Annotated in this window: 21 protein-coding genes and 1 tRNA gene; 7 read left to right on the top strand and 15 right to left on the bottom strand. The window is 35.7% G+C overall.

All coding sequences use genetic code 11. From position 1 onward, the window contains the following. Positions 1–31 precede the first annotated feature (31 nt). The 7 genes from BLT57_RS02200 to BLT57_RS02170 form a co-directional block, all read right to left on the bottom strand. Positions 32–2455, bottom strand: a complete 2424-nt coding sequence (locus BLT57_RS02200; RefSeq protein ID WP_091421633.1) for an FG-GAP-like repeat-containing protein — start codon at positions 2453–2455, stop codon at positions 32–34. A gap of 79 nt (positions 2456–2534) precedes the next feature. Further along, positions 2535–4541 carry an FG-GAP-like repeat-containing protein gene (locus BLT57_RS02195; RefSeq protein WP_091421629.1) on the bottom strand — a complete coding sequence of 669 codons (2007 nt, stop codon included), beginning with the start codon at positions 4539–4541 and terminating at the stop codon, positions 2535–2537. A gap of 18 nt (positions 4542–4559) precedes the next feature. Then, on the bottom strand, positions 4560–5927 hold the full coding sequence (locus tag BLT57_RS02190; protein ID WP_091421626.1) for an Ig-like domain-containing protein: 1368 nt from the start codon (positions 5925–5927) through the stop codon (positions 4560–4562). A gap of 198 nt (positions 5928–6125) precedes the next feature. Continuing rightward, on the bottom strand, positions 6126–7115 hold the full coding sequence (locus tag BLT57_RS02185) for an aspartate-semialdehyde dehydrogenase (protein ID WP_091421622.1): 990 nt from the start codon (positions 7113–7115) through the stop codon (positions 6126–6128). A 131-nt stretch (positions 7116–7246) separates the two neighbouring features. Further along, positions 7247–7651 (bottom strand): large conductance mechanosensitive channel protein MscL, encoded by a 405-nt coding sequence (gene mscL / locus BLT57_RS02180; RefSeq protein WP_091421618.1) that lies wholly within the window; start codon positions 7649–7651, stop codon positions 7247–7249. An 83-nt stretch (positions 7652–7734) separates the two neighbouring features. Next, positions 7735–8844, bottom strand: a complete 1110-nt coding sequence (alr, locus tag BLT57_RS02175; RefSeq protein WP_091421614.1) for an alanine racemase — start codon at positions 8842–8844, stop codon at positions 7735–7737. Beyond that, positions 8837–9484 (bottom strand): thymidine kinase, encoded by a 648-nt coding sequence (locus BLT57_RS02170; protein ID WP_091421610.1) that lies wholly within the window; start codon positions 9482–9484, stop codon positions 8837–8839. Before BLT57_RS02170 ends, alr begins: the two co-directional genes overlap by 8 nt. Before the next feature lie 103 nt (positions 9485–9587). On the opposite strand from BLT57_RS02170, the gene BLT57_RS02165 reads away from it, so the two are divergent. Further along, positions 9588–10319: a hypothetical protein gene (locus BLT57_RS02165; RefSeq protein ID WP_091421607.1), complete on the top strand. Its 732-nt coding sequence runs from the start codon at positions 9588–9590 to the stop codon at positions 10317–10319. Positions 10320–10333: 14 nt separating this feature from the next. On the opposite strand, the gene BLT57_RS02160 is transcribed toward BLT57_RS02165, so the two are convergent. Beyond that, positions 10334–13735 carry a gliding motility-associated C-terminal domain-containing protein gene (locus BLT57_RS02160; RefSeq protein ID WP_091421604.1) on the bottom strand — a complete coding sequence of 1134 codons (3402 nt, stop codon included), beginning with the start codon at positions 13733–13735 and terminating at the stop codon, positions 10334–10336. Between the two features lie 89 nt (positions 13736–13824). Here BLT57_RS02160 and rsmI point away from each other — a divergent pair, with 89 nt between their 5' ends. Then, a complete protein-coding gene (rsmI, locus tag BLT57_RS02155; RefSeq protein ID WP_091421600.1) occupies positions 13825–14496 on the top strand; it encodes a 16S rRNA (cytidine(1402)-2'-O)-methyltransferase in 672 nt (223 codons plus the stop codon). Between the two features lie 221 nt (positions 14497–14717). On the opposite strand, the gene BLT57_RS02150 is transcribed toward rsmI, so the two are convergent. After that, positions 14718–15320 (bottom strand): carboxymuconolactone decarboxylase family protein, encoded by a 603-nt coding sequence (locus BLT57_RS02150; RefSeq protein ID WP_091421597.1) that lies wholly within the window; start codon positions 15318–15320, stop codon positions 14718–14720. A gap of 146 nt (positions 15321–15466) precedes the next feature. On the opposite strand from BLT57_RS02150, the gene BLT57_RS02145 reads away from it, so the two are divergent. From BLT57_RS02145 to BLT57_RS02135, 3 genes are read left to right on the top strand one after another with little or no spacing between them, the layout of a single operon-like run. Beyond that, positions 15467–15889, top strand: coding sequence for an OsmC family protein (locus BLT57_RS02145; RefSeq protein WP_091426614.1), 423 nt, complete (start codon positions 15467–15469; stop codon positions 15887–15889). A gap of 22 nt (positions 15890–15911) precedes the next feature. After that, positions 15912–17600: a single-stranded-DNA-specific exonuclease RecJ gene (gene recJ, locus BLT57_RS02140; protein WP_091421593.1), complete on the top strand. Its 1689-nt coding sequence runs from the start codon at positions 15912–15914 to the stop codon at positions 17598–17600. Positions 17601–17602: 2 nt separating this feature from the next. Then, entirely contained in the window at positions 17603–18886 is a 1284-nt protein-coding gene (locus BLT57_RS02135; RefSeq protein ID WP_091421590.1) for an MFS transporter, read from the top strand. 6 nt (positions 18887–18892) lie between these two features. Here BLT57_RS02135 and BLT57_RS02130 read toward each other — a convergent pair whose 3' ends face one another. From BLT57_RS02130 to BLT57_RS02115, 5 genes are all read right to left on the bottom strand, one after another. Continuing rightward, complete coding sequence (locus BLT57_RS02130; protein ID WP_091426612.1) at positions 18893–19651, bottom strand: UDP-2,3-diacylglucosamine diphosphatase; 759 nt, start codon at positions 19649–19651, stop codon at positions 18893–18895. Between the two features lie 10 nt (positions 19652–19661). Continuing rightward, complete coding sequence (locus BLT57_RS02125) at positions 19662–20114, bottom strand: 6-carboxytetrahydropterin synthase (RefSeq protein WP_091421587.1); 453 nt, start codon at positions 20112–20114, stop codon at positions 19662–19664. Between the two features lie 102 nt (positions 20115–20216). Next, positions 20217–20357, bottom strand: coding sequence for a hypothetical protein (locus BLT57_RS14010; RefSeq protein ID WP_157717096.1), 141 nt, complete (start codon positions 20355–20357; stop codon positions 20217–20219). A gap of 40 nt (positions 20358–20397) precedes the next feature. Then, the gene (locus BLT57_RS02120) at positions 20398–21732 is read right to left on the bottom strand and encodes an MATE family efflux transporter (protein WP_091421583.1); all 1335 of its coding nucleotides are present in this window, start codon (positions 21730–21732) and stop codon (positions 20398–20400) included. Then, positions 21729–22229: a GNAT family N-acetyltransferase gene (locus BLT57_RS02115; protein WP_091421580.1), complete on the bottom strand. Its 501-nt coding sequence runs from the start codon at positions 22227–22229 to the stop codon at positions 21729–21731. Before BLT57_RS02115 ends, BLT57_RS02120 begins: the two co-directional genes overlap by 4 nt. Positions 22230–22284: 55 nt before the next feature. Here BLT57_RS02115 and BLT57_RS02110 point away from each other — a divergent pair, with 55 nt between their 5' ends. Next, complete coding sequence (locus BLT57_RS02110) at positions 22285–23079, top strand: universal stress protein (RefSeq protein WP_091421577.1); 795 nt, start codon at positions 22285–22287, stop codon at positions 23077–23079. Positions 23080–23082: 3 nt separating this feature from the next. After that, a tRNA-Ala gene (locus tag BLT57_RS02105) sits at positions 23083–23156 on the top strand. 53 nt (positions 23157–23209) lie between these two features. Here the strand turns inward: BLT57_RS02105 and BLT57_RS02100 are convergent. Then, positions 23210–24052, bottom strand: coding sequence for a S9 family peptidase (locus BLT57_RS02100; RefSeq protein WP_091421574.1), 843 nt, complete (start codon positions 24050–24052; stop codon positions 23210–23212).

Raw genomic sequence — 24052 nt, 5'->3', positions numbered from 1 at the left:
AGAAGCTTTTTTAATATATCATTAAGATTGTTTATTGCTTGATAAATTTTTGACTTTTAATACTGTTTCCAGAAACAATACGTAAAATGTAATTTCCAGTTGTTAATTCACTAACATCAATTGTGTTCTGAGTTAATTTAGCATTCATAATGCGTTTTCCATTGATATCAAATATCGTGTAAATTGCATCAGTTAAATTATCAGTTGATGAGATGTTTAATAAAACTTTCGTTGGGTTTGGATAGATGACCAAATCATTCACAAATGAGTTTTCCAAGCTAAGTGTAGCGCCTTCAACAACTTCAATAGGCGTGTTTATTGTTGGATTGTTGACTGTATCAATAATTCCGGAAGGCCAGTAGATTACGATACTATTAATTGTGGTTTCTGTCCCAATTCCAAAGTGTGTATTCATAGTACTCATATACTCAAAACCTTCACCGCTTCTAACATCTCTAACCTGGACACCAGCGTTTGTATACAATTCTACTCTTGCTCCAATACCATCAATATTGCTTACTACACCAACGGTATTTATTTTGATCCAGTTGTTTGGCGTTGTCGCATTTCTATATAAGATTCCATTGTAATAGGTGTCAATGAAACCATCGTTATTTAGATCACCAAAAGATCCATTTTTGTAGTCTATTTGACTGGAATCTAAATCCTCAAAAGTCATATCACCTTTACCATACATAATTGTCCCATTACAGGCGATGTCTAAAAAGCCATCATTATCAAAGTCATGGCTGACGTTTTCATGACCAGTAGGTGCTGAACTCACATTAGCTCCAGCAGTGACATCGACGAATGTTCCGCTTCCATCATTTCTTAGTAATTTATGACCTCCTGAACTTGCACCAACGAATAAATCCATATCACCATCATTATCATAATCTCCCCATGATGATGACCATGTTTGCATAGGATCATCTAATCCTAAAGCGGCAGCATTTTCAGTATATGTTCCATCTCCATTATTAGTTAACATATTATTTCTTCTTCTATCAGTTTCACCACCACATTTCGCGATAAACATGTCTAAGTCTCTATCATTGTCATAATCAATCCAAATAGACCCATAATTCCCTCCAGAAGGATAATCACCTAGGTTTACAGGAGCTCCTGCAGTCACATTTGACTGATAGAAGGTTAAGTTACCCGAACCATCATTGATATAATAGACGTTAGGGGCAACATCATGACATACAAAGGCGTCTAAGTGCCCATCATTATTAATGTCTGCAAAATTGGATCTCTGAGAAAATACGTATTGTGAACCAGAGCTTTCAGTAAATCCGGTACCTGTATTATTTGCTCTCATAAAAGTGACACCTGAGCCATTTCCATAAAGCAAATCCGTATAACCATTTCTGTCATAATCTGCCGCAGCCATACTCCATGTAGGCATATAATTGGCATTGGGTGTTGTAATATTGACTTCGTTGAATCCACCTCCCATTAATTGATAATGAATATTAACGTTGGTATTGGTTACAGAAACAATATCATCTAAGTGATCACCATTCATATCAACAACCGTTAAATCATAACCGCTAATCGGCATAGGTTCAGTGATGAAGTTTACTCTTGCTGGTGATAAGGTTGTAAACGTAAGTGGACCAACCCAATTACTGTAGTCTGTTCCACCACAATAACCTCTAACATATACTTCGTAAGATGTTCCCGGAGTTAAACTAGAGATTGAATATGGGTTATTAGATGAGGTTGCTGTTCCAGAACCACTAGGGATACCTAGGCCAGGACTTTGTAAAACAACTTCCCAACTTGTTTCGCTACTTCCAGCTTGCCAATATAGCTCAACGGAATCCATATTTACATTAGAAGCAGAGAGGCTTGTAATATTAGGACAGGCTGGAGCTGTTTGTGAGCTTATTGTTGGAGACTGAAAACAAAATCCCCAATCCCAAAATCCACCTACGGGTGAATCATCATATGAAATTCTATATCTAAAATTTGTTAATTGGTTTGCACTAAAGGATGAAATATCTAAAATGTCAGATGTAAATCCTACAGGATTTCCCGAGCAAAAATTATCGTTAACATTAGTTGTTGTCCCCGAAAGGGTTGACCCCCAAACAATCCAATTATTTGCATCAGCATCCCAATATTGCAATTGCAATAATCCTCCAAGTGAATGAAAAACATAGCTAGATCCCACACTAATCCAGTTTTCTCCAGAGGCAGAAGCTGCTGTTAGGTTTATAGTTGGAGATTCTGCCGCGATGGTATCTGCATGATTGTTTCCGGCATCATCGTCGTCAAAAGCAAAGCTGTTATCCACAGTTGGATTCGCTTCAAAGGCATCTGATGTTGCTATATAGTTACCTGTAATAGACCAATTATTATTAGGCCAGTTAGCAGGTTGATTTAGTGTTTGTGAAAAACCACAGAAAGCGCTTAATACAAAAAGCAATAAAGTAATTTTTTTCATAGATTTAGCTTAAAAATTCAAGAAAGTGCATAAAAGTAATAAAAAAGCCTCTAATTTATTACTTTAGAGGCTTTTTTATTTAGTTTTTGATAAACTTCTGACTTTGTATCGAAGTGCCCGAAACGATGCGTAATATATAATTTCCTGGACTAAGATTTGAGACATCAATAGTCGTGGATTGTAGTTTAGAATTCAACACCCGTTTACCTGTAATATCGAAGATTGTATATATTGTTGAAGCATTTAATTCTAGAAACTCAACATTTAAAATGTCTTTCACGGGATTTGGATAAATGATTAGCTTATCTGTTAAAGAATTTTCTAAGCTAAGAGTTGCCCCTTCAACAACTTCGAGTGTATCATTAATATCAGGATTTGATATCGTATCTATAGTACCAGATGGCCAGTAAATAACAACAGAGTTAATTGTGGTTTCGGTACCTATACCAATATGAGTATTTAAAGAATTCATGTATCTAAAACCATCACCACTTTTTACATCTCTAATTTTGATGCCAGCATTAGTATGAACCTCTACTCGAGCTCCAATTCCATTGATATTGCTAATGGTTCCAATCGTGTGAACTTTAATCCAATTATTATTACTTTCAGCATTATTGATAAAAATGCTTCCAGAATTAAAAGCATCAATATAGCCGTCATTATTTAAATCACCATAAGCACCAGAGCCCGGAAAAACACCAGGATACACATCAAAAGTCATATCTCCTTTTCCAAATAAAATATTACCTCCCGACACTAAATCTAGATTCCCATCATTATCAAAATCGAAAGTAACTGTTTCCGTAGAATTACTAGTAAGAGCACTTATTCCGGAAGCCCCAGTGACATCAGCAAAAACCCCGTTATTGTTAATCATCAATTTATGAGGTCCCGAACTTGCACCAACAAATACATCCATATCACCATCACCATCGAAATCACCCCAAGCGGCCGACCAGGTTTGCATATCATCGGCTAAACCAATTGCAGCAGCGTTTTCAGTATAATTTTCATTTCCATCGTTAGTAAACATTTGATTTATTCTTCGTGCAGTTTCTCCTCCACACTTCGCAATAAACATGTCCATATCTCTATCGTTATCATAGTCAATCCAAATAGAACCGTAATTTCCGCCTGAAGGATAATCGCCTAATCCACCTTGATTAAAGGTTAAATTTCCACTACCATCATTAAGGTAGTAAACATTTGGTGCTACATCATGACATACAAAGGCATCGAGGTTTCCATCATTATTGATGTCTATAAAATTCGACCTTTGAGAAAACACATATTCTGGACCAGAAATTTCAGTAAATCCTGTACCCGTGTTATTGGCTCTCATAAAAGTGACACCAGACCCATTTCCATATAATAAGTCTGTATACCCATTTCGGTCGTAATCTGCTGCAGCTAAGCTCCAGGTTGGAACATAGTCAGCATTTGATGTAGGAATATTTTTTGTTGTAAAGCCACCTGCAGGAAGCTGTTCTCTAATATTGACATTGTCTGATGAAATAGAAACCAAGTCGTCTAAAAAGTCACCATTCATATCGAAAGCACCTATTTTATATTGACCAGATGTTCCAGAAGTTGAAGATGTAAATGTAACAGGAACTGGCGGAGGTACTATATAGTCTATGGCTTCTAAACAAAAAGCTACGTCTGAAAGTGCTGTGCCCTCGAAATCATAGATTTGTAAGATAAGATTATCACCAACATTCCAGCCGCTAATAGTTGTGGTTGCAAATGTATCGGTACATGCAATTTCTATTGTTCCAGTTGCATCCCAAACTACTAAACCAGGATTACCAGGGCTTTGTGATGAGAAATACAAACCAGTTTCGGTGGCTGTCCATGTAAAAAATTGATCAAGTCCAGATAACCTGCACCCGCCCTGCACACCACTATCGGTAGTGCCATCGGTAGAAAAAGGCAAGTTAAACGTAGCCGAAGTACAACCTGTGCCTTCAGGAGAAGGAGTGATTGGAATTGCGCCACTGACATTATCATTAGCAGGTTGTCCAAAAGACTGTATGCAAAATGCTAGAGATAGAATTGTTAATAATAGTAATTTTGACTTCATGATGTTTTGTTATTTATTTTATTCACATTCTCCACTAAGAGAATTAATCCATTCTTCAATTAATCTAACACCTTCTTCGTGTTTTAAAGTTCTTCCAATAATTGGCATTCTATTCTGTTCTTCAATAGAGTTAATTCTAAAACGAAGTACTGAGGTGTCTATGTTTCCCGGAGTCACGATAAATGATGTTCCAGCAATTTGAGTATCTGGCTCAACACAAACGCCTTTATTGGTGTCATCTCCATTTTCGTTAAATCCAAATCGCATTGGTCTGTATTCACAATAACTTTCTTCAGAATGACAATGCGCACAATTGATATCTAGATATGATCGCACTCTCAATTCTAAATCTTGAGTTTCATCATCCCATTTTACAGTACTTTCAATTGATGAAGGCAAGTTGTCTTGCAAGTACCCAACATTAATCCATTTTTGTAATTGATTTGTATTGCCTTCAGGGTAAGTTAAATCTCTATTTAAATTTTGTGGTTTTGGTCCGATTGGGACTGGTGTCCCAAATTTATTATGACATGTAAAACACTCGTTTCTTGACGGGATTCTATAATTTACAGTATTGGTTTGACCGTCCTCTATCCATTCGACATTAGTAAAACTTCCTTCGTTTGAAAATGTAGCCTCAGTTTGTTCGTTATTCCATACGTACTTTGCAAACTCCCAGCCATCTTCAGTCATATACATTAAACGTGTCTCAATAATTCTTGTGGTATTTGTAGGTTGGACATTATCATAATAAAAGTTCTTAATTAATACAGATCCAAGGGGAAAATCAAGAGGTGTAAAATCACTATTATAGTTCGCTTTAGTTCCTTCAGGCATCCATACAAAACGTTTTTTGTGAGCGTAATCACTAAAAAGAGGAGAGTTTAAATCATAAGGAAGCACACCGAATACAGGGTCTAATTGTTTCAATTCACCTTCGAAAAAATTATATTCCGATAGTGTTGTATAAGGCATGTTTTCAAGATCTAAACTTACCGGAGAAACAGGGGTTACCAAAACAGATACCGTTCCTGTGCCACAATTGTTATTAGTATCACATATGTTATATTGAAATGAATCGTTACCTACATAACCTGAATTTGGTATATAAATTACAACATCATCTGTCGGATTATTTGGGGTGTTGTTTGGATCTAAAACTTCGGTTGTACCATTTTCTGAGTTAGAAGCCAAAAGGCTGCCATTTTCTGGAACATTCGTATCATTAGCAAGAACATCTATAGTAATTGAACTGTTCTGGGACACTTCCACGGTATCATTGTTCACTTCAATAACCACAGGCACATAATTGTCATCTTCACTACAAGAAGAGCTAATCAGAACAAGAGCAAATATGCAAAGACGTTTAAGGTAGCTTTTTAACATTTACAGTAAAATTTGGATAGTAAATATAATTACAATGTCATCAATCACGACAATTAATTAGTTGTAATACACTTTTTATCAGACAACAAGAATTTGAATCTATAAAGATTCTCATATTTAAGTTCAGTTACATAGTAAAGGGTCATATGATTAAAACAATCATATGAACTAAAACCCTAACGAGAAATCCTGGTTTTTTTACAATAAATTTTTTGATACTAGGTATTCGGCTATTTGAATGGTGTTTGTGGCTGCTCCTTTTCTTAAATTATCACTAACTATCCACATATTTAAAGTGTTAGGTTGTGAACCGTCCCGGCGAAGTCTTCCTACAAATACATCATCTTTACCATTGGCATATATGGGCATTGGGTACGTGTTGACATTTATATTGTCTTGTACAATAATTCCTGGAGAATCATTTAATATTCGTCTAACGTCGGATACATCAAATTCATGTTCAAATTCTACATTAACAGATTCACTATGCCCACCAGTAGTTGGAATTCTGACGGCTGTAGCGGTAATAGCAATACTGCGGTCGTCTAAAATTTTTTGTGTTTCTCTCACCAATTTCATTTCTTCTTTAGTATATCCGTTTTCTTCAAAAACGTCACAATGTGGAATAGCATTTTGATGTATGGGATATGGATAGGCCATTTCACCTTTAATTCCTGCCATTTCATTTTCTAGCTGTTTAACCGCTTTAACACCCGTACCGGTAATAGATTGGTATGTTGAAACAACAATTCGTTTTATTTTATATGTATCATGAAGGGGTGCTAATGCCATAACCATTTGTATGGTTGAACAGTTAGGGTTTGCAATGATTTTATCTGTTGGAGTTAGGCGATGCGCATTGATTTCAGGAACTACTAATTGTTTGGTCTGATCCATTCGCCATGCCGATGAATTATCTATTACAGTAATTCCTGCTTGAGCAAATTTTGGAGCCCACTCTAAAGAGGTGTTTCCACCAGCTGAAAACAATGCAATATTTGGTTTCATGTCTATGGCATCTTGCATGCCAACTACCTTATAATCTTTACCATTGTAAGAGATTAATTTTCCTATTGAGCGCTCTGAAGCAACAGGAATTAACTCTGATACAGGGAAATTTCGTTCCTTGAGCACCCTCAACATGACTTCGCCAACTAGTCCAGTGGCACCAACAACAGCTACTTTCATAATAATAGAAATAGAAATGAAGAACAAATGTAGGTATTAATTCATTTTGTGGTTAAAAAAACACATAAAAAAACCGCTTCAATTAAGAAGCGGTTAAAGTTAAAATATATAGTGTAGCGATTAGTAACTAACTATTTTTTAAGAGCATCTCTGATTTCTGTGAGTAAATCAATTTCAGATGGTCCTGCTGGGGCAGCGGGAGCGGGAGGTGTTTTGGTTTTGTTGTAAGCTTTTACAATCATAAACATCACCAGTCCTACAATAAGTAAATTGATAATGGTATTGATCCAAGATCCGTAAGCAATTACGGCAGCACCGGCTTCTTTAGCGGCTGCAAGAGATGCATACTCTGCCCCGTCCATTGCATAATGCAAGTCTTCAAAATTCATTCCACCAGCAAAATACCCAATAAAAGGCATGGCAATATTAGAAACAAAACCGTTGATAACGGCTCCTAAGGCACCAGCCATAATTACAGCAACCGCAAAATCAATGACATTCCCAGTCATGATAAAATTCTTAAATTCTTTGAACATAATTTTTAATTATTTATTAGTTAGATAATATAGTATTATGACCCTAAATTAGTTAAAAAGTCACAAATAACAATTAGGCCGCCCTATCTATTTAAAAAAGAGCGCTTTACCCGTTGTGAAATGGCTGTGATAATTTCGTAAGAAATGGTATTTCCTGTTTCGGCGAATTGAGAGGCGTTGGGATCTTGCCCGAAGATAATGACTTCATCTCCTTCGTGACAATCTATACCTGTAATGTTAACCATGATCATATCCATACAAACATTTCCTATAATGGGAGCACGCTGGTTGTTAATGGTCACAAATCCTTTTTGATTGCCATATTGTCTTCCAATACCATCAGCATGACCAATAGGAATGGTAGCTGTTTTTTCATAACCACCACTTTCATAGGCTCTGTTGTAACCAACGGTTTCACCTTTCTTAATATTATGGATTTGTGAGATTACAGATTTAAGCGAAGCTATAGGTATTAAGTGTTTATCAATTTCCGAAGCATTGCCAAACCCATATAATCCAATTCCTGCTCTGACCATATCAAGATGAGCTTCAGGGTAATTTATAATCCCAGAAGTATTGGTTAAATGAAGCATTGGTTGGTAGCCTAATTTTTTAGAGAACCGATGTGCAATTTCTTTAAATGAATTTATTTGTTGTAGTGTGAATTCCTTTTCATTTAAGTCTTCACTAGCAGCCAAATGCGAAAACAACGATTTTACTTTTACAACATTTGTTTCATGGAGTTTTGTAGTGATAGAATAAACATCATTATACGAAAACCCTAAACGATTTAATCCGGTATTGAATTTTATATGAACTGGATAGTTAGATTGTTTTTCTTCAGAAGCTACGGCTATAAACTCATCTAACACTTTAGTACTGTATAAACTTGGTTCAAGGCAATGATTAATTAAAGCATGAAAATTTATTGGCTGAGGGTGCAACACCAGTATAGGTGTTTTTATACCAGCCTCTCTCAAGGCGATTCCTTCATTGACATATGCTACCGCAAAATAATCAATCTTCATATCTTGAAGATAATTAGCGATTGTATTAGCATCACTACCATAGGCAAATGCTTTTACGACAGCTAATATCTTAGTGTCTGCTTTGAGCTTTGATTTAATGTACTCGAAGTTATGTTTGAGTGCTTTTAAATCAATTTCCAGAACAGTTTCTTTTGCTTTAGGCATTTGATTTTTTGTCTTTATGAGAAACTTCTTCAGCATCGTTCACTTTCATTTGTCTCACTTTATCTCTGAGCATTGCTTTGTAGTAAGCAGCGCGACTGAGAGGCTCATACTCATCAACTTCGCCTAATAAAACCAATGCATCACTTGCGGCTTTTCTATAGCTGTATTGAGCCAAGTTGCCTGTACGAGTGCAAATGGCATGTACTTTGGTAACATATTCGGCTGTAGCCATAAGATGTGGCATAGGGCCAAAAGGGTTGCCTTTAAAATCCATATCTAATCCTGCAACAATCACACGAATTCCTTTATTTGCTAAGTCATTGCAAACTCTTATAATTTCATCATCAAAAAATTGTGCTTCATCAATTCCAACCACATCACAATCATCGGCTAAGATGGGAATGTTTGCAGCTGCCGGAACTGGAGTCGATCTAATTTCATTTGAGTCATGAGATACAACCATATCTTCGTCATATCGCACGTCAACTGCAGGTTTGAAAATTTCAACCTTTTGTCGTGCAAATTGTGCGCGCTTGAGTCTGCGAATCAATTCTTCAGTTTTTCCAGAGAACATCGAGCCACAAATGACTTCAATCCATCCAAATTGTTCTTTATGTTTTACTGTATTTTCGAGAAACATTTCGTAATTTTAACACTAAAACCAACGCATTGTTCGTTTTGTATAAAGGTGGCGTAAATTTATTAAAAATCAAAAACCTAAAAGGGAATAAAAAATAAAAGTTATGAAGAAGAAGCTTGAAGCAGATTTGATAAGCATTGCTCACAGAATTTTAAAACTTAAAGGTAAAGAAGATGTTGTGAAATTGCATGCGGAAGCTGGCGCGCTTTATGAAAAACTAAGTGTTCTCAAATTTGCTAATGAGAATTTTGAGGGTGATTTACCAACAATAGGTAGTGATTCTTCATTCTTTGGGATGCTAGATACGGCTTTTAACAATAAAGTAAGCGATAATATTGAAATCGAAGACAAGATTTATGTAAATTTAGAAGATAAAGAGGATGATCATATTTATGAACCTGTTATGGAAAAGATTAAAGATATGGTCGCCCAAATGCCTCAAGAAGCGCAACAAGTTGACGATATGGTCGACACTGTGATAGCAACATCTAAGGCAAAAGAGCATTTAGAAGACATAACTGCAGGATTTGAGGACATTCCTGAATTTGAACCAGTTACAGATGCACTTGAACATCAGAGAAAATCGCTCAATGATAAACTCAAAAATAGCGCATTAAACATAGGGCTTAATGATAAGCTTGCTTTTATTAAACACTTATTTGATGGGAAAAATGAAGATTACGAGCGCGTTGTTTCTCAATTAAAAACATCAGGTTCTTTGCATGAAGCATCTCATTTAATTAATAATATTATAAAACCAGACTACAACAATTGGGAAGGAAAAGAAGAGTTTGAAGAGCGGTTTATGTCTATTGTTGAGCAAAAGTTTCAGTAGTTAATACTAAGCTTTTAGTAGTTCAGGTAAACCCAACCAAATATTGGTTCTTCACCGTTATTTAAATCTAGAATATAAAAATACGTTCCAACAGGAAGTAATCCTGAAGATAAAGGCACCCCCATATTTGGCCGACCATCCCATTCATTTTGATAGTTGTTACTTTCATACACTTGGACACCAAGCCTGTTGAATATTTTAAGGCGATTACCTGGAAATTCATCTATACATTCGATCGCAAACAAATCATTTGAACCATCATTATTTGGTGAGAGGCCTCCGGGAATGTACAAACAGAAATCAACTGTGACTTCTGCATCATCACTATTATTAGTGGTGTCTCTATCTGGTTGATCTAAATCATTAAGTGCAGCAATATTTAATAAGTTTGTACTTGAAGAGACCTGAGCGACAATTGTTAAGGTTTCCGATTGATTACTATCTAAACTTAGAAGAGACCATTGGAGAGTTGAAGTATTAAAAATTCCTTCAGAAACGCTTGCAGAAAAGAGTGTAAGACCATTAGGAAAGACATCTTGGATCTCAATATTAGTTCCTGTAGAGGTTCCGAGATTGGTTGCTGTAATTTCAAAGGTCACTTGATCACCAATGGAAGCTTCACTAGGAAAGACGTCTTTAATTATCGAAATATCAACATCAGAATTATCATCTAGAACAGTTAATGTGGCATTGGTTTGTGAGGTGTCTATGTTATTTTGATTTATAAAATTAGTAGTGTTATTGATATAAACTCCAGGGATGCTCGAGGTGACTACAACACTAAAACTGCAGCTAGCCACGCCTTCTGGAAAAATGAGATTGGAAATTCCGACAAAACTATCTCCTACAGTACCAACAAAAGTTGCTGTACAACCATTATTATTCACCCAATTCGGTGCAGAAACAACGGTGATTTCCGAAGGAAACATATCTGTAAATGCAATATCACTTTGTGCGGGGTTAGAAGGTAAGTTGTTTATTGTAAAGGTAAGCGTGCTTTCTTCACCTATCGTTATGTTCTCTGGATCAAAGCTCTTGTCGAGAATTGGGGCAATGATTTGAACATTACTTATTGAGGTATTAGTTTCTGGTGATACTTCTCTATTATCAGTTTCGTTTGGAGTTGCAATGGCAATATTATTGTAGGCACCACCAAAACTAGGCGCGAGGACTGGGACTCTTATTCTAATAGTAGAGCCTGCATCCATATTATCAATATCTCCAGTAACAGAATTCATATTTTCTATTACATTCGATAAACAGGTAGCGTTGCCATCAGTAACTTCACATGTTGGTGTGCCATTAATAGTAAATACGTCGTTTATAATATCTTCAAAAACAATATGAATAGCGTTAGAACTATTTTCACTATTTGTAATGTCAATAATCCAATCAAAGGCCTGGTTGACATTGACTTGGGTGAATTCAGGGAACGTTTGCACAACAAGGTCTACACATGGGGCGAAGTAAGTGGTAGCACTATCTGTATTGTTTGCATTGTTTGAATCGAACGAATCATTCGCGTGCTCTATAGATACAGAATTAGTCACTGGAAAAGCACTTATCGAACAGTCTGTTCCCCATGCTACAGTTGCAATAAAAGTTACTGAACTATTAGCGGGCAACAACCAGTTATCATCGGGTGTGATTTCCCAGAAAGCATCTGGTATACCGCCTTGTGAAATGCCATCTAAAGGAATTCCTATTTCTGAATTATTGATAGTAAAACATTCGGCATCACCAGTTGCTGAAACACACTCCACGGAGAGGAGCGTCCCTGTGTAACCAATGTTATCATTAGTGTTAATTGTATAATCCCTTAATTCTATGAATGTATCTTCATCACCCAAATTTGAGGCTGTAATTTCATAAGTTATATTACCAACTTGCGTTGTATTATTCGGGCCTTCTCCTTCTGGTAATTCAGGGTCAATTTGGATTTTCGAAATACTTAAATCAATGAACGGACAAGCATCAGTATCGGGTAATATCACAAAGTCGCTCTGTGTACTATTTTCAATATTAGAATCAAAAATATCAGATTCCAGCACGTTTGTACCACTTCTAATATGCGCTAGGTTATTAGTATTATTGAGAGTACATTCTGGTTCAATAAAAATTGCGACAGTACTTATCGTTATTGTAGCCCCTACAGGCATTATAAAGGTATCACTAACCCAAAATAATTCTTCAATATTAATGTTAATGTCATCACAGGAAATAGCTCCAGTAGTTCCTATACAGGTTGCAGATTGGATTTCCCACTGTAATAGTGGAGAGAGGTTTTGAAGAAAGAACGCCACATTAGCATCAAGCGGTCCATTGTTACAAACGGTTGTTTGAAAGGTTACTTCTTCATTCCAGTTTACCATGGTTGTAGCATCTGGGTTAACTTGAACGGTATCAATACAAATATCAGTGACCTGACATAACATTGCTTCTAATAAATTGGTAATAACGATGTTAGAGACGTTCGCAGATAAGTTGTCATGATCTCCAAACAATTCAATACCTATAGTGCTTCCAACGATAATCGGTTCTAACTCTAACGCACAAGAAGGCTCTAAATAGCGGTAGACTACTTCAAAGGTAGTTGAGCCTCCAGCGGTATACACTTGACCTCCTAAAGTGAAAACTGTTGAAGTGGCACTTACTAGAATTGGAGTGCCTGGTGGCACTCCAGAGACATCTGGACATTCTGTACCGCCAGTAGATCCAATGCAAGTTATAGATTCAAATTGCACATTGGGTCTACCAAAGTTTAGTCCGGTTGCTAGTGATAAATCTCCTCTTATTTGGGTTAGAGGATAGTCAATCGCGCTATTATTGGTAACTGTAAATTGATAGCTGACTAAGCTATTCCATGACGTAATTGGTATGCCTTCTGTTGGAGAAACTTGAGTGTGTGTAACTGTAAAATCGATAGGAACATCAATAACATCAATAGAAATGAGTGATTGATTGTTGGAAGTATTGGTATCAGTTGTTCCGTTTGGTGGAGTTATAATGGCATCAATCGCAATTCCACCTATGATAAGTGGAGCGGTTAACTCAATCTTGATTTCGACACTTGAGTCATTAGGTAAATTTACAATAGTTCCTGTTAAAATACTTCCGTTAAGTTGCAAGTCAGATGCATCACTAGCACCTCCACTATTATTTTGAGAACTGATGGTGCTAAGATCTAGATTTAGAATGTCACTATCCATTGTGATTTCAAACACCACATTTGAAACTGGATTTCCAGTATTGATGATGGTAACTATATATTGGAAATCTTGGAAAATTTCTATCTGAGAAATGTCATTCCCTGATACGCTTTGCGCTTGAGCAACAATAGATAAATCGGTTGTTTGACTATTGAGCTGAAGAGATATAAAGAAGAAAAAAATTAAGCGGTAAATTTTTTTAATCATGGAAGGTTTCTTGTTAGATGATAAATATCGTAAAAGGTTGCGTCAATTTACTCCAAAACATTGTAAATTTGAAACGAAAACTCGTATAGATGAGCAAACTATATATGGTACCAACACCTATCGGAAATTTAAAGGATATGACCTTTAGAGCGGTTGAGGTATTGAACGATGTAGATCTTATCTTAGCCGAAGATACACGAACCTCAGGAAAATTACTTAAGCATTTCGATATTAGTACGCACATGCAAAGTCATCATATGCATAATGAGCATAAAATGGTGGAGGGTTTAATACAAAAGCTAAAAAGCGGAGTAATTATTGCTTTGATTAGCGATGCAGGTACACCAGCCATTTCGGATCCAGGGTTTTTATTGACAAGGGCTTGTCTGGAGAATGGAATTGAGGTTGAATGTTTGCCAGGCGCAACAGCTTTTGTTCCTGCACTTGTAAACTCAGGTTTACCGAATGATAAATTTGTTTTTGAAGGGTTTTTACCTGTAAAAAAGGGGCGTCAAACACGATTAAAGTTACTTTCTGAAGAAACACGAACCATCATCTTTTATGAGAGTCCGCATAAATTAATCAAAACCTTGACTCATTTTTGCGAGTTTTTTGGCGAAGATCGACAAGTTTCTGTTTCAAGAGAATTGACAAAACTTTATGAGGAAACCATAAGAGGTACCGCAAAAGAAGTATTGGCGTATTACACCAATAAACCACCAAAAGGAGAAATTGTAATTGTTGTTGGAGGAAAACGATGATAAAAAAAGCGCTAGGATAACTCCTAAACGTATTTTCAATTACTCAATTCTCATTTTCTTGTATCTTTTTTCTTTTTAGCTCCGAATAAAATACCATCCACACAATTTATAAAATTAGTATTCAAACCACTATTACGGAGTTGTCAATTTTTATTTTATATTTTAAAATTGAACCTCAAGTTTTTTAATTGATATTCATTTCAGCTTCTTAGGAATTGCATTTAGTATTTTGACCCATCATGTTTACCTACTTCAAAACCGTGTTTACCTAGATATTGATTTCCGCTTTCAATCGCGCCTTCTTCCATATTGGTGCCCATAGAATCATTCCAACGGTTAAGGTATCCAAACAATGAGATTACGCCCAGCATTTCTACAATTTCACCTTCGTCCCAATGTTGGTATAAACGACTTTTTATGTCTGCATTGACGGCATTAGGAACTTGAGAAGCAGCCAAACTAAAATCTAAAGCTGCTCGTTCCGCTTCAGAAAAAGCAGCGTGTGTTCTGTATTCCCAAATATTATCTAATTGTTCTTGTTCTGCACCATAGCGTTCCGCAGCTCGAATGGCATGAGCTTGGCAATATCGACATCCGGTGGCATTACTAGAGACCCAAGCAATCATTCGTTTTAAGGCTGAAGTTACTCGGCCTTCATTAGCCATTACAGCTTTGTTTAAATTAATAAAAGCCTTTGAAATTGCTGGACGACGCTGCATGGTTAAAACTGAATTTGGGCAAAACCCAAGTGTTTCATTAAAGAATTCGGCCAGTTGTTTGGTTTCCAAATCGTGCTCTGCGGATAATGGTGTAACTAATGCCATATGTTTATTTTTTTAGTGGTATTTTTGAGTTAATAAGAAATATCAATGGTACAAAAGCGACATTAAATGCATTCTTTTTTATTGATATAACTTGTGATAGATTGAATAAAATAATTAGAACACAAGAAACGAAAAATTGTTTAAATATGTCTCATAAAGTAGTCACACATTGGAAAGGAAACTTACAGTTTGATTCTGACAATCCAAGTGGAAAAACCTTACTCATGGACACATCACCAGAAAATGGAGGTTATAATTCTGGATTAGCACCTAAAGCTTTGATGTTGTCTTCTTTAGCTGGTTGTTCCGGCTTGGATGTTGTATCGATTCTAAAGAAAATGAAAGTGCCTTTTTCAGATTTTAGAATTGATACTTATGGCGAACTAACAGATGAGCATCCAAAATATTACCACACGGTTTCGGTTGAATACCACTTTTATGGAGATCATTTGGATGAAGATAGAATCAAAAAAGCGGTCGATCTTTCCATAGAAAAATACTGCGGCGTGATGGAAATGTTTAGGAAATTTTCGGAGGTAAAAACCTCAATTCATTATCATAATATATAGCGAAAATTTTCTATATTAGTACATGCGTTGGACTTTAAAACCAAAACCAAACCCTCAAATTGTTGTTGCTTTAGAAAAAGCACTTCAGGTGGATACCTCTGTGGCCATGCTTTTAGCCCAAAGAGGTATTGAAACCTATGAAGAAGCCAAAACGTTTTTTCGCCCGAGTATCTCGGATTTACATGATCCATTTCTTATGAAAGACATGGATAAAGCTGTTAAACGTATTGAAACGGCACTTTTTAAAAATGAAAATATTTTGGTGTATGGCGATTATGACGTTGATGGAACGACATCTGTTGCTCTATTATCATCCTATCTCAAAACCAAATCTGAAAACATTGCAACTTATATTCCCGATCGCTATGATGAAGGGTATGGCGTATCTTATAAAGGTATAGATTTCGCTCACGACAATGAGTTTTCATTAATTATCGCTTTAGACTGCGGAATAAAAGCAATTGATAAAGTCAACTATGCTTTGGAAAAAGGTATCGATTTCATTATTTGTGATCACCATAGGCCAGGTGAGAAACTCCCTAAAGCCATAGCCATTTTAGACCCTAAAAGAGATGATTGTGAGTATCCTTATAAAGAGTTATGTGGTTGTGGTGTCGGATTTAAGCTCATTCAAGCTTTAGCATCTAAAAATGCACAATCAGTTGCAGATTTAGGGGAGTATCTCGACTTAGTTGCTACAGCAATTGGCGCAGATATAGTTCCTATTACAGGAGAGAATCGTGCGCTGGCCTACTTCGGATTACAAGTAATTAATACCCATCCCAGACCTGGAATTAAAGCCATTATAGAGCAAGTCAATAAGGAGGAGTTGACCATAACAGATGTAGTGTTTATTGTAGCGCCAAGAATTAATGCCGCAGGACGAATGAAGCATGGAAATTATGCAGTAACCTTATTAACTGAAACAGACCAAAACCTTGCCAGAACTTATGCAGAAGAAATTAATGAATTTAATCTTGACAGGCGAGAGGCAGACAAACGAATAACCGAAGAAGCGTTAATCCAAATTACAGAAAATAAAGAAGAAGATCGATTAACTACAGTTGTGTATCGTGACACTTGGCATAAAGGCGTGATTGGTATTGTTGCATCAAGATTAATCGAAACCTACTACAGACCCACGTTAGTATTTACTAAAAGTGGAGATAAGTTAGCGGCATCAGCTCGTTCGGTTTCCGGATTTGATGTGTATAACGCACTGGAAGCCTGTAGTGAGCATATCGAACAATTTGGCGGCCATAAATATGCCGCAGGCTTAACTTTGAAAGCGGAGAATTATGAGGCTTTTAAGCAAGCATTTGAAAATCAAGTTTCTCAAACTATTGATAGGAGTTTATTAACACCCGAAATTAAGATTGATACCCAGATTTCTTTGAGTGAAATTACGCCCAAATTCTATAGAATTCTGCGTCAGTTTGCCCCTTTTGGACCAGGAAATATGGCTCCTGTTTTTATGACTGAAAACTTACGCGATACTGGTTATGGGAAATGCGTGGGAGAAGATGACAAGCATTTACGTATCACCGTAGCTCAAAACCATGAGAAAATTATTAGTATAGGTTTTAATTTGGGTCATAAATTAGACCTTATTCAAAATAAGAAACTGTTTAGCGCAGTCTATTCGATAGATGAAAATCATTGGCAAGGCAATGTGAGTTTACAATTAAAATTACGCGATATTAAAGCATAAGCATGTCAAAAAAAGACCCATACGCAGCATTACGATACCGAGAATTCAATATTTTTATATTAGTGCGTTTTGCTTTAGTATTTGGTTGGTCCATGCAATTTGTTATCATAGAATGGCAGGTTTATGCGCTCACAAAAGACCCATTATATATTGGTTTAATTGGACTAATGGAAATTATCCCAGCCTTAGGAATGGCTCTTTTTGCAGGACATATTGTAGATCAAAAAGAGAAGAGAAATCTGCTCGCCATTTGTATCGCTTTGTTTTCGATAATTAGTTTTGGAATGTTTTGGATTACATCTCCAGAAATAGCGGTATCCTGGTCTGTTCAACATATTTTGTATGCGATATATACACTTGTGTTTTTTGGCGGACTGTTACGATCTTTTTTTGGACCTTCAATATTTTCATTGGTTGCTTTAATTGTTCCAAAAAAGATTTATCCCAATGCAGCAACCTGGAATAGTTCGACTTGGCAAATGGCTCGAGTTTTAGGAGTAGCTTTTGCTGGATTTTCTATTAGTTGGCTTGGAGAAAATGAACAGATGGGTGTGCATTGGTCGCTCTGTATTGTTTTTGGATTGGTAATGTTTTCATTATTAATGTTATTTCAAATAAAAAAGAAACCAATTTTAAATCCGAATATTGGCGAACCAATAGCTCAAAGTTTAAAGGAAGGTGTCAATTTTGTGTTTAGATCCAAGGCCATTTTAGGAGCGTTGACCTTAGATATGATTTCTGTATTGTTTGGAGGAGCCATTGCTTTAGCTGCTGTTTTTGCAACAGATATTTTAAATGTTGGTCCAGAAGGCTTTGGTATTTTAGTAGCAGCTCCAAATGTTGGTTCTTTTATAACCATGTTAGTAACCGCTTATATTCCTATTGTTAAAAAGGCGGGAGTAAAATTGCTAGTAGCCGTTTTCGGGTTTGGTTTAAGTATTATTGCCTTTGGATTGTCTTCTGTGTTTTGGATTTCTGTAATGGCTTTATTCTTTAGCGGCGTTTTTGATGGTGTTTCTATGGTTATACGCCAAACTATTCTTCAGCTGAAAACACCAGACCATATGCGAGGTCGTGTATCATCCGTAAATTCTATGTTTGTTGGGTCTTCAAATGAGTTAGGTGCATTTGAAAGTGGATTAACAGCTAAATTAATGGGAACCGTTACTGCTGTGGTTTTTGGAGGGACTATGACTTTAATTACGGTACTTACTACAGCTATTGTATCTCCTTCATTTAGAGCACTAGACTTAACAAAAGATATGGAAGATCACGAAAATGAGTAGATGTAGTTACTTGGGATAGGTGTTTAATTCAAAATCCTTTCCATCAAAAACACCATAGGTAAAATATTGAATCCAATCGCCCAAATTCACATATTTAGAGGTCTCGTTTAATGGCACTGCCATAGGTAAATGTCGGTGACCATAAATAAAGTAGTCCTGATGTGTTTCTTGTAATTTTGATTTACTGTATTGAATGAGCCACTCTTTATCTTCACCCAAATAATGAGCATCATGAACACCAGAAATTAGCTTATTCTTTACAGATAGGTATTGTGCAATTCGCATACCAATATCGGGATGCAACCATTTAAACAGAAATTTAAAGACAGGATTAGTAAACACTTTTTTCATGCGTTTATAGCCTTTATCAAACGGACCTAATCCATCACCATGAGCAATAAAGAATTTAGTGTCATTAAAAACAAACTCTTTAGGTTGGTGATAAACGGGAATGTTCAGTTCTGTTTCAAAATAACCATTCATCCATAAGTCATGATTACCTACAAAAAAATAAATGGGAATTCCAGAATCACTAATTTCAGCAAGTTTACCTAAGGTTCGAACAAATCCTTTAGGGACAACGGTTTTATATTCGAACCAAAAGTCGAATAAATCCCCCAATAAAAATATGGCTGCAGCATCGTGTTTTATGTCATCTAACCATGCAACAAATTTCTTTTCACGAGGTAAAGAGGCTTCAATTGTAGGCGCACCCAAGTGATTATCGGACGCAAAGTAAATTTTTTTCCCTTCAGGTACTATTATGTGAGTTGGATTAGTCATTATCTGAAGCAAACCACTGTGCATAAGAGGTTGCCGTTTCCTGTAATTTTAAAGAGTGTAGTTTGATATTGTTAGGGAGTCTATTTTTAATCTTTTCAGCAAAATCAATAACCATCATTTCACTTGTTGGCTGATAGTTTACTAAAAGTACATTATGATCTCTACTCTGTAGCTCTTTGGCTAATTCAACATGGGGTGTGTTTTTATTGAATACTGTAGCATGATCAAAAACATCTACGATTTCTTCTTTTACGATTGTTTTCAAATCGCTAAAATCAATGACCATCCCAAATTTAACATTAGTGTTATCAGAAATTGGTTGCCCGATAACTGTAACGTCTAATCGGTAACTATGGCCATGAACATTTTTACACTTGCCGTCATAACCGTATAAGGCGTGTCCTGTTTCAAATGAAAACTGTTTAGTAATACGAATATTGCTCATTATCTACGCTTATTTCTATTGATGAAATATACAACAACGAGAACTATTCCTAAAATGAGAAATAAACCACTTCCACTTAAAAACGACATGAAATCCATAGACTTACTTTTTAGATTTATTTTTAAAATATCTGAAAACAAAAAATGCTAAAACTAAAATAATGATATAAGGCAAATTTTGACCTATCGCATAGCCAATATCATATCCAGAGTCATAAGCAGCAGAATCCTGCAAGGCACTCATTAAAAGCATCGTTTTGTTTACAGTTGATTATTGCTCAAAGTTACGTCTTTTGAGAAAGTGACAAAAATAGTTGCCGGAATTTTATAATCAATGGAATTCCCCTTGCTATAATCCAAAAAGTTAAAGCAATAAAAACGGCGTACAATTTAAGATCAAAACTATCGAGTAAAAACAGAAGAGGAATAAATACTAAACCTGTTGACAATAATAAAAGATTACGAAGAAATTTCATTTTACCCATTCCTTTAAACATGCCGTCATAAATAAAAGCGAGTGCACAAAAGGGCTGCATTGCTAGAACAATCCAAAACACATTATAGAATTCATCGAGTACAAGTTGATCTTTGGTAAAGATATGGCCAATAAAGTTGTAGCTAATTAATCCCAATAATAATAATATAATCCCAACTCCAATCCCACATTTAATTAGAAACTGACTTAATTCCACTAGTTTTTTATAATTTTTAGCACCTAAAAATTTGCCGGATAAAATATTTCCAGCACTTGCATAACCATCAATAATAAAGGCACCTAGAAACCATAAATTTATGGCTATGGTATAAGCTGCGATATATTCTGTTCCATAAGATGTAGCAAATCTTGTTGCGAAGTATAATGTCGCGTTTAGTGCCAATGTGCGGACAAACAAATTCAAAATCATTTGAATAAAATTCTTTATCTCTTTATTAAACGGAAATGTGATTCGCAAGGAAATATCAGTTTTTGAGAGTAAGAAATAAGCAGAAGACAAAGCCATTGTAATTTGTGCAATTACACTTGCCCAAGCGGCTCCTTTAATATGCATAGGATTAATAAGCCCATCAATTCCATAGACCAAGGCAATATCCAAAACGACATTAACAATAGTGCCTATAATAGCAATAATCATTGGGTAAAAGGTGTTTTGAAGCCCCCTAAATGTACCAAATATAGCAATGGTGAATAAGGTAAATGGGAATCCAAAAACTCGAATGGAATAATAGTCTACACTATAATCTAGAATTACATCTGAGGCGTTATAAAGCTTAAATATTTGAGAAGCAAAAGGGAGTGTAATTATGATTATGAAGATGCTTATAGAAGTAATGATAAAAATGGCTTGTGCAGGTAAATTTTTGACTTTATCTAATTGATCTGCTCCTAAATGTTGTGATACAATAGAAGAAATGGCGCTTCGTGTTTGGCCTAACACCCAAATTAACATAGATATAAAAGTGCCAACAACACCCACTGCTGCTAGAGACTCTGCAGCATTAGTGTCTACATTACCTATGATTGCGGTATCTGTCAAAGAAAGAATTGGCTCTGCTACACCTGCAATTAATGCTGGAATAGCGAGCTTATTGATTTGTTTTAATGTGATTTCAGTTTTCAAAAGATAAGTTCATAACAATGAAAAGGATAATTACTTTGCATAGGGAAATAGATATCATTTAATTTTTGATATCCACGAAGTTCGTAAAACTTTTGGTTTCTATTATTTTTTGAAAAGGTATCTAATCTAATCGAATTATACTCGTGCTTTCTAGCAAAGTTTTCAGCAAAACACATCAACTCTTGCGCAAAGCCTTGTCCTTGACATTGTGGGTGTACTGCTAAACGGTGAATGTAGATATTATTCTTATTTGGAGTCAACCATTGCACAGGAACGTATTCATCATCCATGAAAGTAGAAATTACTATGCAACCAATTACTTCATTTACGGTTTCTAGAACATATAATTCCTGACGATCAACATCATTTTTAAAGGCAGCGCTATTTGGGTAGTGTTCATTCCACTGAAAAACACCATTGCTAATCATATGTTTAGCACAGGCTCGCGTAATTTCTATAATTCGACCTATATCGTTTTCAGTTGCTTTACGTATCATTTTAATAGTTACCTTTACCAAAATTTATACAAATTTACTTTTAAATATTTTGATTATGAAGTCTATTTTGGTTCCAGTTGGTTCATCTAAAAATGCTGTAAGTCATTTACAATATGCAGTTGATTTTGCAAAAGCTTTTGGCGCAAAATTATATGTAGTTCAAGTGTATAATGTTTACACCAAAGCCGGAACGATGATGAAAGTAGATGAAATGATAGAACGCGAGAGTTTAGGATTTTTAAAAAGTCATGTTGCTAAAGTTAATAAAAGGAATGTTGAAATTATTGTCAAGACCTTTAAGGGCAAACTTGTAGATACTTTAGAATCGGCGTGTAAAGCTTTAGATGTAGATTTAATTATGTTAGAACCCAGAACAAACTCAATTAAAGACGAAGTCTATTTGGGTAAGACCTCTGGTAAAATTGTAAAACAAACAAATATTCCAGCATTAATAGTCCCAGAAGGCTATGTATACAAGCCAATTGTAAAAATTTTATTAGCCTTAAAATCGGCGATTATTAAAAAAGAAGAAGCTTTACTGCCATTAAAAGCTATTAAAAATCAGTTTAAATCGGTTGTAAATTTATTATTGGTTAAAACACAATATCATAATGAGGGTGATTTTGATGTTAATGATGAATTGGCGAGCTTAATTACTAATACAACTTATAGTGAAAATCCAACAACTTATCAAGGTGTATTGGAGCACTATAAAAATAACAATCCAGACTTATTATGTGTAGTTAGACGTAAACGAGGTTTTTTTGTGAAGAAATGGGAAAAATATACCATTCTAAAAAAAGACTTTACGAGCAACTTGCCCGTTTTAGTATTGAGCGGTATAAAATAATTTGGGGATGTAGCTCAGTTGGCTAGAGCGCTTGACTGGCAGTCAAGAGGTCGTGGGTTCGAATCCCATCTTCTCCACATCAAGCAGAAAACTTGTTCGAAAGAACAGGTTTTTTGCCTTATTAAGGCATCTAAGATTTTATAAAATCAATACTTTGTTCTACTACATATTTCAGTTGGTTAGGCAAGACATTTGATTTCCAGGGATGACTCGCTCCGAAGACATGATTTGAACCTTCGATTGCTATGAGCATTGCTTTTGCACTCCATGACTTTAGAGCTTCAGCTTCAGAAAATTTTACGGCCACATCACCTTTGGCATGAATGATCAATGAAGGAACTTTTATTTGCTTGGCCGCAGATTCTATATGCAGACGTTCCTCATGGTCTTTAAAATCCTTATAAAACTGAAAATGATGAGGCATTTGCTGTTTCGTTCTGCCATTAAGAACATATTTTACCCCAGCTATACGCCAATTTAAGATAGCATCAGTTGAACCAAACCGAGAGCTAAAATCACTTACACTCGCCCAAGTGATTAACTTTGTAATGCGTTTGTTTTCGGATGTTTTAATGATAGAAATCCCGCCTCCTCTAGAGTGTCCTATTAAGGTGACATTATTTGGGTCTATGTCATGGTAATAGTTAAAATCTTTAGAAAGTAATAAGTCAATAACCGCATTCAAATCATCTAATTCTTTACTATAATTGTTTTCTGCAAACGCATTTAAATCAGGGAAATCAATGGGGTTTTCTATAGTTCCGCCATTATGAGAGAAGTTGAATTTGGCAAAGAAAATAGCCTCTTTACTAAAACGTTCGGCAACAAGATCCCAACACCCCCAATCTTTGAAGCCCTTGTAACCATGACAAAATATAACTAATGGTTTTGGCTTATTACTAGGATTGAAATATAAATCATACAAAATGGGCTTATTGTTTGTTCTGTGTATAACTTGATTTTTATGGGTCAT

Source organism: Formosa sp. Hel1_31_208, assembly GCF_900104785.1.
Taxonomy (GTDB): domain Bacteria; phylum Bacteroidota; class Bacteroidia; order Flavobacteriales; family Flavobacteriaceae; genus Psychroserpens.
Note: the sequence above shows the minus strand (reverse complement) of the source record. Positions and strands in the feature narration are given on the sequence as shown.